This window comes from Sabulicella rubraurantiaca (assembly GCF_017355885.1).
GTDB classification, from domain to species: Bacteria; Pseudomonadota; Alphaproteobacteria; order Acetobacterales; family Acetobacteraceae; genus Roseococcus; species Roseococcus rubraurantiacus.
On the sequence record NZ_JAFEUU010000020.1, the window covers coordinates 42,922 to 57,181 of the forward strand.

The 14,260-nt window shown below is 69.3% G+C and carries 15 protein-coding genes; 9 read left to right on the forward strand and 6 right to left on the reverse strand.

Features of this window, described 5'->3' with window-relative positions; all coding sequences use genetic code 11:
* Window positions 1–18: 18 nt before the first annotated feature.
* Window positions 19–447, reverse strand: a complete 429-nt coding sequence (locus JTJ31_RS21695) for an OmpA family protein (protein ID WP_207540838.1) — start codon at window positions 445–447, stop codon at window positions 19–21.
* 71 nt (window positions 448–518) lie between these two features.
* On the reverse strand, window positions 519–992 hold the full coding sequence (locus JTJ31_RS21700) for an OmpA family protein (protein ID WP_207540839.1): 474 nt from the start codon (window positions 990–992) through the stop codon (window positions 519–521).
* A gap of 93 nt (window positions 993–1,085) precedes the next feature.
* Between JTJ31_RS21700 and puuE the strand changes: the two genes are divergently transcribed.
* Both puuE and JTJ31_RS21710 read left to right on the forward strand, forming a co-directional pair.
* On the forward strand, window positions 1,086–2,003 hold the full coding sequence (puuE, locus tag JTJ31_RS21705; protein WP_207540840.1) for an allantoinase PuuE: 918 nt from the start codon (window positions 1,086–1,088) through the stop codon (window positions 2,001–2,003).
* 61 nt (window positions 2,004–2,064) lie between these two features.
* Window positions 2,065–2,520: a cytochrome c gene (locus JTJ31_RS21710; protein WP_207540841.1), complete on the forward strand. Its 456-nt coding sequence runs from the start codon at window positions 2,065–2,067 to the stop codon at window positions 2,518–2,520.
* A gap of 4 nt (window positions 2,521–2,524) precedes the next feature.
* Here JTJ31_RS21710 and JTJ31_RS21715 read toward each other — a convergent pair whose 3' ends face one another.
* Genes JTJ31_RS21715 through JTJ31_RS21725 form a run of 3 tightly spaced genes read right to left on the reverse strand, consistent with a single transcriptional unit; the run spans window position 2,525 to window position 5,163 of the window.
* Entirely contained in the window at window positions 2,525–3,184 is a 660-nt protein-coding gene (locus tag JTJ31_RS21715; protein ID WP_207540842.1) for a cytochrome b/b6 domain-containing protein, read from the reverse strand.
* A gap of 27 nt (window positions 3,185–3,211) precedes the next feature.
* Window positions 3,212–4,192: a hydroxyacid dehydrogenase gene (locus JTJ31_RS21720; RefSeq protein WP_236020524.1), complete on the reverse strand. Its 981-nt coding sequence runs from the start codon at window positions 4,190–4,192 to the stop codon at window positions 3,212–3,214.
* Window positions 4,193–4,194: 2 nt separating this feature from the next.
* Complete coding sequence (locus JTJ31_RS21725) at window positions 4,195–5,163, reverse strand: Bug family tripartite tricarboxylate transporter substrate binding protein (RefSeq protein WP_207540844.1); 969 nt, start codon at window positions 5,161–5,163, stop codon at window positions 4,195–4,197.
* A 126-nt stretch (window positions 5,164–5,289) separates the two neighbouring features.
* Between JTJ31_RS21725 and JTJ31_RS21730 the strand changes: the two genes are divergently transcribed.
* The 5 genes from JTJ31_RS21730 to JTJ31_RS21750 all read left to right on the forward strand — a co-directional run bounded on the left by JTJ31_RS21730 (window position 5,290) and on the right by JTJ31_RS21750 (window position 10,608).
* Window positions 5,290–5,667 carry a hypothetical protein gene (locus tag JTJ31_RS21730; RefSeq protein ID WP_207540845.1) on the forward strand — a complete coding sequence of 126 codons (378 nt, stop codon included), beginning with the start codon at window positions 5,290–5,292 and terminating at the stop codon, window positions 5,665–5,667.
* A gap of 226 nt (window positions 5,668–5,893) precedes the next feature.
* Window positions 5,894–7,486, forward strand: a complete 1,593-nt coding sequence (locus JTJ31_RS21735) for a 2-isopropylmalate synthase (RefSeq protein ID WP_207540846.1) — start codon at window positions 5,894–5,896, stop codon at window positions 7,484–7,486.
* A gap of 165 nt (window positions 7,487–7,651) precedes the next feature.
* On the forward strand, window positions 7,652–8,632 hold the full coding sequence (locus JTJ31_RS21740; protein ID WP_207540847.1) for a Bug family tripartite tricarboxylate transporter substrate binding protein: 981 nt from the start codon (window positions 7,652–7,654) through the stop codon (window positions 8,630–8,632).
* Window positions 8,633–8,642: 10 nt separating this feature from the next.
* Window positions 8,643–9,107, forward strand: a complete 465-nt coding sequence (locus JTJ31_RS21745) for a tripartite tricarboxylate transporter TctB family protein (protein WP_207540848.1) — start codon at window positions 8,643–8,645, stop codon at window positions 9,105–9,107.
* A gap of 1 nt (window position 9,108) precedes the next feature.
* On the forward strand, window positions 9,109–10,608 hold the full coding sequence (locus JTJ31_RS21750) for a tripartite tricarboxylate transporter permease (protein ID WP_207540849.1): 1,500 nt from the start codon (window positions 9,109–9,111) through the stop codon (window positions 10,606–10,608).
* 73 nt (window positions 10,609–10,681) lie between these two features.
* On the opposite strand, the gene JTJ31_RS21755 is transcribed toward JTJ31_RS21750, so the two are convergent.
* Window positions 10,682–12,202, reverse strand: coding sequence for an ABC transporter substrate-binding protein (locus JTJ31_RS21755; protein ID WP_207540850.1), 1,521 nt, complete (start codon window positions 12,200–12,202; stop codon window positions 10,682–10,684).
* 214 nt (window positions 12,203–12,416) lie between these two features.
* On the opposite strand from JTJ31_RS21755, the gene JTJ31_RS21760 reads away from it, so the two are divergent.
* Window positions 12,417–13,169, forward strand: coding sequence for a hypothetical protein (locus tag JTJ31_RS21760; protein ID WP_207540851.1), 753 nt, complete (start codon window positions 12,417–12,419; stop codon window positions 13,167–13,169).
* Between the two features lie 48 nt (window positions 13,170–13,217).
* Window positions 13,218–14,260: dTDP-glucose 4,6-dehydratase (gene rfbB, locus JTJ31_RS21765; RefSeq protein WP_207540852.1), on the forward strand; the 1,043-nt coding region annotated here is incomplete at its 3' end.

The window sequence follows — 14,260 nt, forward strand, 5'->3', positions numbered from 1 at the left end:
GCCGGGCCTTTTTTCGTTTCAGCGGACCGCGACCTGCACCATCTCCGGATCCGCCCCGCGCGCCATGCCCGCATTGACGATGCGGATGCGATTTGCCGCGATGCCGCGCTCGATCATCGCCTGGCGGATCGCCTGGGCCCGGGAGCGGGCGACCTGCGTCCCATCCCGGTTCGCATAAGTCGTGATTGTCACGCGCGCGCGGGGATTGTCGTTCAGCCGATCCACCGCCGGGCCCAGATTGACCATTGCCTCATCGGGCAGGGTGCCCGACCGCGGATCGAAGCGCAGATGCGTCACCCGGCCATCGCCCGTGGGTGCGGCGGGCGGCGGGGGTGCGGCAGCAACCGGCGGCGCATACGTCACAGGACGCGCGGGCGGCGCCGGGTTGGCACAGGCGGCGAGCAGCGCCGTGACGGCGAGAGCGGCGAAAAGCGGCTTCTGGATCATTGGCGGCCTCCGGTTGGGTCAGGGTTGCCCCAACTCCAACACGGAGGCCAGGGGCAAGGTTGTACTCGCCCTCAGTTCCTCGCGCCGTCGAGGCGCACCTCGACACGGCGGCTTTGCAGGTCCTCCATGCCAGGCGTCGGGCCGCGGCTCACACGGCGCAGGCGGCTGGCCGGCAGGCCCTGCTCCACCAAGAAGTCATAGACCACACGGGCGCGGAGGCGGGACAGCAGCACGTTGGCCTCTCCCGTGCCCCGCGGCGAGGCGTATCCGGCGATGAGAAGCCGCCCCGAAGGATGCGCCTTGGCCCGCGCCGCCAACTCCCGGAGCGCCTCCTCCGCCTGATCGTCGATGTCGGCCGACCAGGGCTGGAAGAAGATCGGCAGTGCCGCAGGGCGCGCGGGGACAGGGGTAACCGCAGCGGGCGCCGGTGCGGCCGGTGCCGCGGCGACCGCGTCCGGGACAGGTGGTGCGGCGACCGGCGCCTCGCCCCCCGGGGCGCAGGCGGCGAGGCCGGTCACAGCGAGCAGGGCGAGTGCAAGGCGCATGATGGATTCTTTTCCGATGTGTCACGGATTTTGCGTCGCTTCCGCCGCCTTGTCACGCTTGACCCCGGCGCGCGCGGCCGGAACTCTCCCACCATGACCCGCATCGGCGACGACAACAGCTTCTTCCCTCGCGACTTCGCGGGTTATGGGCCGAACCCTCCCGATCCGCGCTGGCCGAACGGCGCGCGGGTCGCCCTGTCCTTCGTGCTCAACTACGAGGAAGGGGGCGAGAACACCGTCCTGAACGGGGATGCGGGCAGCGAGATCTACCTGCACGAGGTTCCGGGCGGGCAGCCGCTCCTGGGCGCGCGGAACCGGACGGTGGAAAGCCAGTTCGACTACGGCGCCCGCGCCGGGGTGTGGCGCGTGTTGCGCCTCTTCGCGCAGCGGAGCATGCGCTTCACCGTCTATGGCGTCGGACGCGCCCTGGAACTCAATCCTGCCGCAGCCCGTGCCTTCGCCGAGGCGGGGCACGAGGTGGCGAGCCATGGCTGGCGCTGGATCGACTATCACAACATGCCCGAGGCGATGGAGCGCGAGGAGATCACCCGTTGCGTCGAAATGATCGAGCGTCTTTGCGGCAAGCGGCCAGTGGGTTGGTACACGGGACGAATCAGCCCCAACACGCGCCGCCTCGTCGCCGCGCATGGCGGCTTCCTCTACCAGTCCGACGCTTATGACGATGACCTGCCGCACTACGTGGATGTCGCGGGCAATCCCGAGCTCATCATTCCCTACACGCTCGACAACAACGACATGAAGTTCGCCGTGCCGCCCGGCTTCGGTGACCCGGACGGATTCGAGCGCCACCTGCGCGACGCCCTGGAGCAGTTGCGCGAAGAAGGCGGACGCATGATGAGCGTCGGACTGCATTGCCGCATCGTCGGCCGCCCTGGCCGCGCCCGTGCCCTGTCGCGCTTCCTGGACCACGTGCGGTCCTGCCCCGATGTCTGGGTGGCGACGCGCGAGGAGATCGCGCGCCATTGGTGGGCGACGCATCCCCCGCGCTAAGGCCTTTCCTTTCATTGCAAAGCCGTTCCATCATTCCCTCCTCCAAGGGAGAGCAGAACTGATGGTGAAGTGGGGAATCGGCCTCGTGATGCTGGGCCTGGCCGCCGGGGCGGCGATGGCGCAGACGCCAGCGCAGATCGTGCAGGAACGGCGCGAGGGGCTGCGCCGCGCGGGCGCGGCGATGGAGGCGATCCAGCAGAACGTGCAGGGGCGGGGCGATCCTCAGGCCATCGTGCCGCGCGTCGCGGAGGTGCAGGAATTCTTCTCGAAGGATTTCTCGTCGCGGTTCCACGCCGGCACCCAACAGGGTGCGCCGGGGCTGGAGACTCGCGCCTTGCCGGCGATCTGGTCGGATTTCGCCAGCTTCCAGCGGGCGGAGCAGGTGGCGATTGCGGCGCTGGCCGCGCTCCGGGATGCCGCGGCCTCGGGCGACCGGGCGGCCACGGCCACAGCCTTCCAGGCGGCGGGTCAGGCTTGCGGCAATTGCCACCGGCCCTTCCGCGCCCCGGCGCGCTGAGCGGTCAGCCCAGGTAGGACGCTGCCGTCACCAGCGCCGCGCTGAGAGCCAGCAGCGCGGCGCCGAGGACGGGGTGCGCGATGCGCGGACCCCGCACCTCCTTCGGCAGCGTCTTGGTTCCGGTGATCATCGCGCGGATCAGGTCCTGGCCCTTCAGCACGCGATACGCCAGCACCGCCAGGACGTGCAGCGCGATCAGCCCGACGATCCACCAGTAGATCGAGTGGTGCCAGGAGGTGAGCCAATCGCTCGTCTCCTTGCTCACCAGGAAGCGGAGCGGCCCGGCCTGGAAGCTGTCATCGTTGCTGAACAGTCCGAGCGACGCCTGCGCGCCGAGCAGCAACAGGAACGCCACCACCACCCAGCCGCCAGCGGCATTGTGCGTCACGTAGAGATCCGCCTCGCGCCGGTGCAGCTGCGACAGGTGGCGCAGCCCCTCCAGCGGGGGCTTGAGGAAGGAACGGAACTGCGCGCTCTCGCTGCCGAAGAGGCCCCAGAGCAGGCGGAATACCACGAGCGTCAGCACCGCGTAGCCGATCATCGTGTGCAGGCGGAACCAGTGCTGGGTGATCGTCACCCAGGCCAGCGGCACCAGCAGGGCCAGCCCCCAGTGAACCAGGCGGACCCAGGGATCCCAGATCCGCACGCGCCGTTCTGCTTCCATGCCTGCACCCTCGGTGACGCGTCGATGCTAGCGTGCCAGTTCGGGGTTCACCATCATCGCAGGGTCGGGGCGTCCATCCAGCACGTCCAGGATGTTCTGCGCCGCGATCCGCGCCATGCGCGCCAGCCCTTCCTCCGTCGAGGCGGCGAGGTGAGGGGAAAGGATCACGTCGGGCCGCTTCAGCAGCGGGTTGTCGGGCAAGCAGGGCTCCACCTCCAGCACGTCGGCCCCGAATCCGTGCAGCCGCCCGGCCTCCAGCGCCGCCAGCAATGCGTTTTCATCCACCACCGGACCTCGTGCCGTGTTCACGAGCATCGCGCCAGGCTTGAGCGCGGCGAAGGCCCCCGCATTCATCAGGTGGCGCGTCGCGGGGGTCAGCGGGCAGTGTAGCGTCACCACATCGGCTTCCGCGAGGGCGGCGTGGAGATCGCGCGCCGGAATCATGCCATCCGCCGCCAGCCGCGCAGGGGTGTAGCCGGGGTCCAGCACCATCACCTTCATGCCGAAGGCCTGGCAATAGCGCGCGACCCGCGTGCCGATGCGCCCATATCCCACCACCAGCACGGTGCGGCCGTGCAGGTCAGCCATAGCTAGCGGCCCGCCCTTGCCGAGCGATTCCGGCCACCACCCGCCCGACTTCACCCGCGTGTCGAACTGCACCACGCGCTTCGCCAGGGCGAGCATGAGCATCAAGGCGTGCTCGGCCACGGACAGGTCGTTGGAGCCATTGGCCACCATGACCGCCACGCCCCGCGCGGTGCAGGCGGGAATATCCACCGTGTCGAAGCCGACGCCGTAGCGTGAGACGCAGCGCAGTGCGGGCGCTGCCTCCAGCGTCGCGGTGTCCACGCGCTCCAGCCAGCACAGCACGGCCTCCGCCTCGCGCAGCGCCGCGTGGAATTGCGGCACGGGCGGGTCGTGCAGCGTGGTGAGGGCGATGTCGGCCCGCGCTTCCAGCAGGGCGCGGCCGGCGGGATGAAGATCGCGGCAGAGCAGGACCTGGCGCATGGTCACTCGGTGATCCGCTCGATGTTGTTGCGCTCCACCACCTCGCGCCAGCGCGCGACTTCGCTGCGGACATGCTGGGCGAAGCGCTCGGGCGGTCCGCCTTCCGGCCTTGTGCCGAGGCTGCGGAGGCGTTCCTGCACCGTCGGATCGTTGTTGGCCTCGTTGAATAGGGCGTTGAGCCGCGCCACCACCTCGGGCGGTGTGCCGCGCGGCGCCATGTAGCCGAACCAGGGCTCGATCACCGCATCGGACAGACCCGATTCCTCGAGGGTCGGGACGTCTGGCAGGGCGGGGTCGCGGGTGCGTCCGCTGACGGCGAGGGCACGCAACTGCCCGCCGCGGATCGCCCCAATCAGGGTCGGGGTGTTCTCGAAGAAGAAATGCGTATTGCCGGCGATCACCGCCTGCATCCCCGGCGCACCGCCGCGGAACGGCACATGCGTCATGCGGAGGCCGAGGCGCCCGTTCAGGAACTCGCCGAGCAGGTGGTTGGAGGCGCCGAAGCCGGAGGAGGAGAAGTTGACGCGGGTGTTCTCGCGCCGCGCCCACTCCGCGAATTGTTGGAAGTTCTGCGCCGGGTGGTCGGGCCGCACGGCCAGCGCGTTCATGACCGAGCCGGACCAGAAGACGGGAACGAGGTCGCGCTCGATGTCATAGGGCATGCGCGCGTATATGGCGGCGTTGATCGCGCAATTGCCGATGGTGCAGGCGCCGAGCGTGTAGCCGTCGGGCGTGGATTTCGCCACGGCATCCATGCCGATATTTCCATTCGCACCCGAGCGGTTCTCCACCACCCAGCGATGCGGCAGGTCGCGGGAGGCGCGCTCGGCGAAGACGCGGGCGATCAGGTCGGTTGCGCCACCGGGCGGGAAGGGGACGATGATCCGCACCGGGCGGTCGGGCTGCCAGTTCTGGGCAGCGGCTGGAAGTGCGAGCATCAGCGCGCAGAGCGCGAGCGCGAAGCGGCGCATGGTTTCCTCCGTTGTCGTTGGGGAAAGCTTGCCGGGCGATCGCCGCCCCTGTCCATCGCTGGGGCCGATCACGCTCTTCGGCCGAGATGCCTGGGCGGTGCTTGGACACGATGGCATGGTGCGGCCATGTCACGTTTGCTCTTGCTGGCGGCCGCCGCCGCATCCCTCGTCACCGCCACGCCGGCTTTGGCCCAGCGGCTGGAGAACTGCCCGCAAGGCGTTTCCGCCGGGCCGGTGGTGCGCCAGATGGACCCGCAGGATTTCTCCCGGCAGGTGTATTTCGTCCCCTTCGCCAATACGAGCGGGCGAGGCGTTTATTACCGGCTCCGGCTGGCGGGGAGCGTGACGGGTTTCCAGCCGGATAACGGCCTGCTGAACAACCGCGTCCACATGCTTCAGCACGGGCAATCCAGCAGCTTTCGGGCAGGCACGGCCGAGCGCCGCCCTTACCCGGCGGCCGAGGCGGTGGGTGGAGCGGTGGTGATTGCCTGCCTGCCCGGCTAGGCCCTTCGCAAGCGGGGTTGATTGCCCAGCGCCGGCCCGTTAGGCTGCCGGAATGGCGATGCGGACCGCACATTCCGTGCTTCCCGCCGGGGCTTTCACCCGGTCGCTCGCGCTCGCCCTTCTTCCGCTTCGACTTCTCCGCCCCCGGGCGTGACGCGAAGCCGCGTGCGGCGGCCCGCTCCACCCGGGGGAGACACAAGCGGAAACCCCAACGAGAGCTGAGCCCATGCCCATCACCCATCCTTCCTTCGGCACCCTGGCCGACGACCGTATCATCATCTTCGACACCACGCTGCGTGACGGCGAGCAATCGCCCGGCTTCTCCATGAATCTGGAGGAGAAGATCCGCATGGCCGAGGCCCTGGCCGATCTGGGCGTGGACGTCATGGAGGCGGGCTTCCCCATCGCCTCGATCGGCGACTTCGAGAGCGTCGAGGCCATCGCGAAGCGCTTCAGCAAGGACGGCCCGGTGGTCTGCGGCCTGGCCCGCACCGCCCCCGCCGACATCCAGCGCGCCGCCGAGGCCATCAAGCCCGCCGCCCGCAAGCGCATCCACACCTTCGTCTCCACCTCGCCCCTGCACATGCGGGTGAAGCTGCGCATGGAGCCAGATGAGGTGCTGGCCCTGGTCACCGCCTCCGTGACCATGGCGCGCAACGCGACGGATGACGTGGAGTGGTCGGCCGAGGACGGCACCCGCACCGAGCACGAGTTCCTGTGCCGCTGCGTCGAGGCCGCGATCAAGGCCGGCGCGACCACCGTCAATATCCCCGACACGGTGGGCTACGCCGTGCCGGAGGACATGGCGCACATCTTCACCATGCTGCGCGAGCGCGTGCCGGGCGCCGACAAGGTGATCTTCTCCACCCACAACCACAACGACCTCGGCCTGGCCGTCGCCAACACCCTGGCGGCGATCCGCGCCGGGGCGCGACAGGTGGAATGCACCATCAACGGCATCGGCGAGCGCGCGGGCAACGCGTCGCTGGAGGAGGCGGTGATGGCGCTGCGCACGCGCCACGACGCCGTGCCGGTGCAGAACAACATCGTGACCACGAAGCTGCTCAAGGTGTCGAAGCTGCTGGCCGCCACCACGGGCTTCGACGTGCAGCCCAACAAGGCCATCGTCGGCCGCAACGCCTTCGCGCATGAATCCGGCATCCACCAGGATGGCGTGCTGAAGGACGCCTCCACCTACGAGATCATGACGCCCGAGAGCGTGGGCTGGACCACCAACTCGCTGATCCTGGGCAAGCATTCCGGCCGCGCCGCCTTCCGCGACCGGCTGAAGGCGCTGGGCTACGAGGTCGGCGACAACCAGCTGAACGACGCCTTCAAGCGCTTCAAGGACCTCGCCGACCGCAAGAAGGTCGTCTACGACGAGGACATCGCGGCCCTGGTAGACGAGGAGGTCCATCGCGGCTCGGAGCGCATCGTGCTGACGGGGCTGAACGTCTCCACCGGCATGGGCACCAAGCCGATGGCGACCATCACCCTGGAGGTGGATGGCGAGCGGCGCGACGGAATGGCGATCGGGGACGGGGCGGTGGACGCCACCTTCAACGCGCTGCGCCAGGCCTGGCCGCACGAGATCAACCTGAAGCTCTATGCCGTGCAGAGCATCACCGGCGGCACCGACGCCCAGGCGCGCGTCACCGTGCGCTTCGAGGAGAAGGGCAAGCTGGTGGATGGGCAGGGGGCCGATACCTGCACCGTCGTCGCCTCGGCCCGCGCCTATGTGCATGCGCTGAACAAGCTGCTGGTGAAGCGCGAGCGGACGGAGCCGCCCTCGGTCCTGCCGCAGAAGGCCAGCGCCTAGCGCAGTCAGCGTGCTGACCGCGCCAAGCGATTTGCGAGTCTGATTCACCGCCTCGATGATCTCACCTCGGTGGATCAGGCTCGGCGCGCTTGATGCGGCGGCATCGGAGGGCCTAGCCTTCCCCCTGGACGCGGCGCCAAGCCGCGCCAGGGAGGAAGAAACGCCATGGTGCCCACGCGCCGCCGCGCCCTGCTTGCCGCCATTGCCGGCGTCGGGCTTGCCACGCCTGCCCTCGCGCAGGGCCGCTACCCGTCCCGTCCGGTCCAGCTGATCGTGCCCTGGGGCGCAGGGGGCGGAACCGACGCCACCGCGCGCATCATCGGCTCCCTGCTGGAGCGCGACCTGGGACAGCCGGTGAACGTGGTGAACCGCACCGGCGGGTCCGGGGTGGTCGGCCATTCCGCCATCGCCACCGCGCCGCCCGATGGCCACACCATCGGCATGCTCACCGTCGAGATCGCGATGATGCACTGGCAGGGGCTGACGGAACTCAAGCCGAGCTCCTACACCCCCGTCGCGCTGCTGAACCAGGACCCGCCCGGGGTGCAGGTGGCGCAGAACGCGCCCTATGCGGATATCCGCGCCCTGGCCGAGGCCATCAAGTCGCGCCCTGCCGGCACGTTCCGCGCAAGCGGCACCGGGCAGGGAGGCATCTGGCACCTCGCCCTGGTGGGCTGGCTGCAGGCCATGGGACTGCGAGGTGACCACGTGCGCTGGGTTCCTTCCAACGGCGCGGCGCCGGCGATGCAGGAACTTGCGGCGGGCGGCATTGAGATCGTCACCTGCTCCGTGCCCGAGGCGCGGGCGATGCTGGATGCTGGCCGCGCCCGGTCCCTGGCCATCATGGCACCGGAGCGCAACCCGCAATTCGCCCAAGTGCCGACTCTGAACGAGACGCTGGGCATCAACTACTCCACCGGCGCGTGGCGCGGCATCGCGGGGCCGCGCAACATGCCCGCCCCGGTCGTCACGCGTCTCGGCGAGGCGCTGAAGCGCGCCTACGACAGCAACGAATACAAGGAGTTCATGGCGAGCCGCGGCTTCGGCACGGTCTGGCGCGACGCCGAGGGCTTCGGCAGCTTCATGGCCGAATCCGACCGCAGCATGGGCGAGGCAATGCGCGCCGCCGGCTTGGCGCGCGGCTGAGGGCGCGGCGTTGCGCCTGAACGACGCGGTGCTGGGGGCGCTGCTTCTCGGCCTCGCAGCATGGGTCTGGTGGATGACCGGGTTCTTCCCGGACTTCCCCGGCCAGGCCTACGGGCCGCGTCTCTTCCCGCGCATCCTCGCCACCGGCATCGCGCTGTGCGGCGCGGTGCTCCTTCTGCGCGGCTTGCGGGAGCGTGCGCCTTTCCTGCTCGTCGAGGACTGGATGCGCGACCCGACGCGCCTCGTCTCCTTCCTGGCCGTGCCGGGGGCGACGCTGGTCTACATCTTCCTGTCGGAGCAAGTGGGGTTCATCCCAATCGCCTTCGCGCTGCTGCTGGGGCTGTTCCTGTGGTTCCGGGCGCGGGCCATCGTGGCGCTGCCCGTGGCGGCCGGCGTCACCCTGGCCGTCCACTGGTTCTTCGCTGGGATGATGCGCGTGCCATTGCCGCGCGGCTGGCTGGACGCGGTGCTGTAGCATGGAAGCGATCCTGCAGGCCTTCGCGCTGGTCTTCGACCCCTTTGTGCTGGGGGTGATCCTGGCCTCGGCGGTGTTCGGACTCTTCGTAGGCGCCATGCCCGGCCTGACCGCGACCATGGCGACGGCGCTGCTGGTGCCCGTCACCTTCTTCATGCCGCCCGTGCCGGCGCTGGCGGCGATCGTCACCGCCACCGCCATGGCGATCTTCGCGGGCGACATCCCGGGCGCGATGCTGCGCATGCCGGGCACACCGGCCTCGGCCGCCTATGCCGACGAATCCTACGCCATGACGCGGCGCGGCCAGCTCAATCTCAACATGGGGGTGAACCTCGTTTTCTCGGTCGCGGGCGGGTTGATCGGTGTCGCGGTGCTGGTGCTCTGCGCGCCCCTGTTGGCCGAGGTGGCGATCAACTTCTCCTCCTACGAATATTTCTGGCTCGCGTGCCTGGGCCTGACCTGCGCCGTGTTCCTGTCCAACGCGGATCCGGTGAAGGGCGTGCTTTCGCTGCTGATCGGCTTGCTTCTCGCCACGGTCGGCATCGACCCTTCGGCGGGCGTGCCGCGCTTCACCTTTGGCGAGGTGGAGCTGATGCAGGGGGTCAACTTCGTCGCCACCATGATCGGCATGTTCGCTATCTCGGAATTGCTGCGCAACGCGGTGACGGTGCGCAGCGCCGGAGGCGCGGTGGTGGAGCAGGTGGGCGACGTGTTTCGCGGCCTGGGCCCGGTGTGGCGCCGCTACTGGTTCAACTTCCTGCGCGGCAGCGGGATTGGCACGTTGATTGGGGCGCTGCCGGGCGCGGGGGCGGATATCGCGGCCTGGATCTCCTACGCCGTGTCCAAGCGTTTCTCCCGTGAGAAGGAGAAGTTCGGCACCGGTCATGTGGAAGGGGTGGTGGACGCGACCGCGGCAAACAACTCCGCCCTGGCCGGCGCCTGGATCCCAGCGCTGGTCTTCGGCATCCCGGGGGACTCGATCACCGCCATCGTCATCGGCGTGCTCTACATGAAGGGCATGAACCCGGGGCCGACCGTGTTCCTGGAGAACCCGCAATTCATCTACGCGGTGTTCCTCGTCTTCATCCTGGCCAACCTGCTGCTGCTTCCGCTGGGCTGGGCGGCGATCAAGGGGGCGCGGCAAGTGTTGCGGACGCCGCGCGAGCTGCTGCTCCCCGTGATCCTGCTGTTCTGCATCGTCGGCTCCTTCGCCATGACCAACAGCCTCTATGGCGTGTCGCTCATGCTCGCCATGGGGCTGTTCGGATGGTTCCTCGAGGAGCACGGCATCCCGGTCGCGCCGCTCATCCTCGGCCTCGTGCTCGGCGAGATGCTGGAGCAGACCTTCGTGCAGAATATGATCAAGGCCGATGGCGACTGGCTCGCCTTCTTCAGCCGGCCCATCGCAGGGACGCTGGGCGTGGCGACGCTGGTGACCTGGGCGTTGATGGTGGTGCGGGCGGTGGTTGGGGTTCGCGCGCCGAAGCTGCAGGTGACTTGAGGCGGGCGGGGCCATGCCCCGCGCCGGGGGGCTTCGGCTCCCCCCGGACCCCGCCACAATTTGAGGATGCTCGCTACGCGAGCGTCGTCAAATCCTGGAACCAATGCTGCGCCGGGACATAGCTGCGGACATTGCGGCTCATCGCCTTCGGGTTGGTGTCGTGCGCTACGAAGACCCACAGCGCCTCGTTCACCACCTTCTCGTGCACGTGGCGCATCAGCGCGTCCTGCTCCGCCGTGTCGAAGCTCTGCATGGCGCGGTCCAGCAGCGCGTCCATCTCGGCGTCGCGGTAATGGGCATAGTTCACGCCGACTGGGGCGATCTGGTTGGAGTGGAAGAAGCGGATGAAGGCGTAGAGCGGATCGCTGGTCAGGTAGGCGACGTTGTTCGCGGTGATGTTGCCGCTACGCGCGATCTCGCCCAGCGCGCCCTGGCGCCAGCAGGTGTAGAGCACCTCCAGTTCCACGACCTGGAAGTCCACCTGGATGCCCACCTCGCGCCAGGCGGCCTGGATATACTCGTTCATGGGCATGGAAAGCATCTGGCCCGAGCCGCCCGAAGGGACGATGAAGCGCGTCCGCAGCGGGTTGCGCGGGCCGAACCCGGCCTCGGCCAGCAGGCGCCGCGCCTCGCCGGGGTCGTGACGGATCTGGAATTCCGGCCGCCCGAACCAAGGGGAGGAAGGATCCACCACACCCACGGCCGGCTTGGCCAGCCCGTTCAGCAGCGCCACCACCTCGTCGCGGTTGATGGCGAGGTTGGCGGCGCGGCGCAGCCGCACGTCGCGCCAGGGCGAGCCCTCGACCAGCGACAGGTGATAGTTCCAGACATGCGGCGTCACGTTCTCCACGATCCTCGCGCCGGATTGGCGCAGGCGGGGCAGGAGGTCCGGCGCAGGGCTCTCGATGATGTCGAGCTGGTTGGTCAGCAGCGCATTTGTGCGCGTCGTGGTCTCCGGCGCCACCACCATCACGATGCGATCCGTCTTGGGCATGCGCGCCGGGTTCCAGTAGGCGTTGTTGCGCACCAGCTCGGCGCGCTCGCGCGGGACGAGGCGGGCGAGGCGGAAGGGGCCGGTGCCCGACGGCTCCAGCGCGAAGCGGTCCCAGGACCGGCCCAGCTTCTCGTATTGGGCTGGGGAGGAGATGAGGAACCACAGCATCTGGTAGGGGAAGAAGCTGTCCACCGCCTTGGTCGTAACCTCGACCGTCATCGCGTCCAGCTTCCGCCAGGATGCGACGGACGGCAGGCGCGGCCGCACCTGTGCCGACTGGCGGTTGTCGAAATGCGGCGCCTGCGGGTTCAGAACCTTCTCGAAGTTCCAGATCACCGCATCGGCGTCGAAATCGCTGCCGTCATGGAACTTCACGCCCGAACGCAGGCGGAACATCCACTTGGTGCGGTCGGCCGGGTCCGCTTCCCAGGAGGTGGCGAGGCCGGGGACGAGCTTTCCGGGCCGCTCGGCCACGTCCATCTCCCAGGCGACGAGCGGGTCGTAGAGCGTATGGCCGGTGAATTGGTAGGCGCCCGCGCCGCGGTCGGGCTGGCCGGTGGCCTGTGGGATGTCGGCCATGGAGATCCCATAGCGCAGCACCCGTTCACCGCCCGAAGATTGGGCAACTGCTTCCTCTGGCGCAAATGGAATCGGCAGACTGGCCATTCCAGCGGCACCCATGAGGGCCAGCAGGTCACGGCGGGACACGGAATCTTGCGGCATCTGGACTCACCCCGGTTGGAAACCGGAATGACCACAGCAAGCGCCGTGCCGCCCGTCGCGGCGCGGGCGCCATTGCGGCAATCTGCGTCCGATGCTCCCGACCTCACTCTCCTTCTGGCAGGGGCCGCTCCTGGCCCTCCTCCTATCGCTGGCCTGGGCGGCGCTGCTGCGCGGGCGGCCCTTGGGGGCGCTGGCGCTTGGCCTCGGCGCGCTGGCGGGGTTTGCGCTGATCCTGGGGGTCAGCCTCGCCTCGCCCCGGCAAAGCTCCGAGCGCCTGCCGGCGCTGATGGCGGGGGCGGTCCTCCTGTCTCTGCCGCTGTGCTTCCTTCGGGGGGGATGGGCCGCCGGGGTGCTGGCGGCCGCTTCAGTGGCGGTTGGTGGCTGGTGGCTGGGCGGGGCGCCGCTCTGGGGGCCGGATGGGGCGCGCGCCCTGCCGGTGATGCTGGCCGCTGCGCTGCTCGCCGCCCTCGCGCTCACGGAAACGGGCGATGCGCGCCGTGCGGCCGCGGTGGCGGCGCTGGCGGCGGGGCTCCTCGTCCTGGCCGCTCCGCCAGGGCCATGGCTGATGCTCGGCCTGGTCTGGGCCGCGGCCGCTTCCGGTGCGATGGTGGCCGGCACGGCGATGCCGCTCGCGGCGCGCGTCCCCTTTGCGCTCGGCCTGGCCGGGGTGACGCTCGGCCCCGCCCTGGCGCGTGGTTCCCCGGGCGACTGGCTCGTGGCGCTGGCGCCCGCCGGAGCGATGATGCTCGCGCCACGCCTCGCCACACGGGGCGGAGGATGGCTCGCCTTCGCAGCGCTCTCCGCGCTCGCGCTGCTAGCGGCATGGGGGATTTCCCTTGCTTGACCCATGAAGGGATTAGGGTATTGCCGGGCATCTTTTCGCGGAGGCCTTGTGACTCTTCTCCTCACCGGCGGCTGCGGGTTCATCGGCTCCGCAGTGGTTCGCCACATCCTCGGCACCACCGATGAGGTCGTGGTCAACATCGACAAGCTGACCTACGCCGCCAGCCCCGAAGCACTGGAATCCTGGCGCCAGCACCCGCGCCACGTGTTGATCCAGGCCGATATCTGCGACGCCGAGGCGATGCGCTCGGCCTTCCGCACGCACCGGCCGCGCGCCGTCATGCACCTCGCGGCCGAGAGCCACGTGGACCGCTCCATCGACGGGCCGGCGGAATTCATCCGCACCAATGTCGTCGGCACCCAGGTGATGCTGGAGGCAGCGCGCGAATACTGGTCGTCGCTGCAGGGCGAGGCGAAGGCGGCGTTCCGCTTCCACCACGTCTCGACCGACGAGGTGTTCGGCTCACTCTACCCGGGCGATCCGCCCTTCACGCCCGAGACGCCCTATGACCCGCGCTCGCCCTATTCGGCCAGCAAGGCGGCGAGCGACCATCTCGTGCGCGCCTGGAACCACACCTACGGCTTCCCGTCCTTCGTCTCCAACACGACGAACAACTACGGCCCCTGGCAGTTCCCGGAGAAGCTGATCCCCCTCGTCACGCTCAACGCGCTCGAGGGCAAGAGCCTGCCGGTCTATGGCAAGGGCGACAACGTCCGCGACTGGCTGCACGTGGAGGATCACGCCGAGGCGCTGGCCCTGGCGCTGTTCCGGGGGCGGCCCGGCGCGACCTACTGCATCGGCCCGCGCCAGGAGCGCACCAACCTTGAGGTGGTGAAGGCGATCTGCGCCACGCTCGACCGGCTGCGCCCGGATCCGGCCGGGCCGCGCGAGCGGCTGATCACCTTCGTGAAGGACCGCCCGGGCCATGATTTCCGCTACGCCATGGACCCCTCGGGCGCCGAGGCCGCGCTCGACTGGAAGGCCCGCTACGACTTCGAGAGCGGCCTGGAGCACACGATCCGTTGGTACCTGGACAACGAGGCCTGGTGGCGGCCGATCCGGGAGAAGGCCTATGCGGGCCAGCGTTTGGG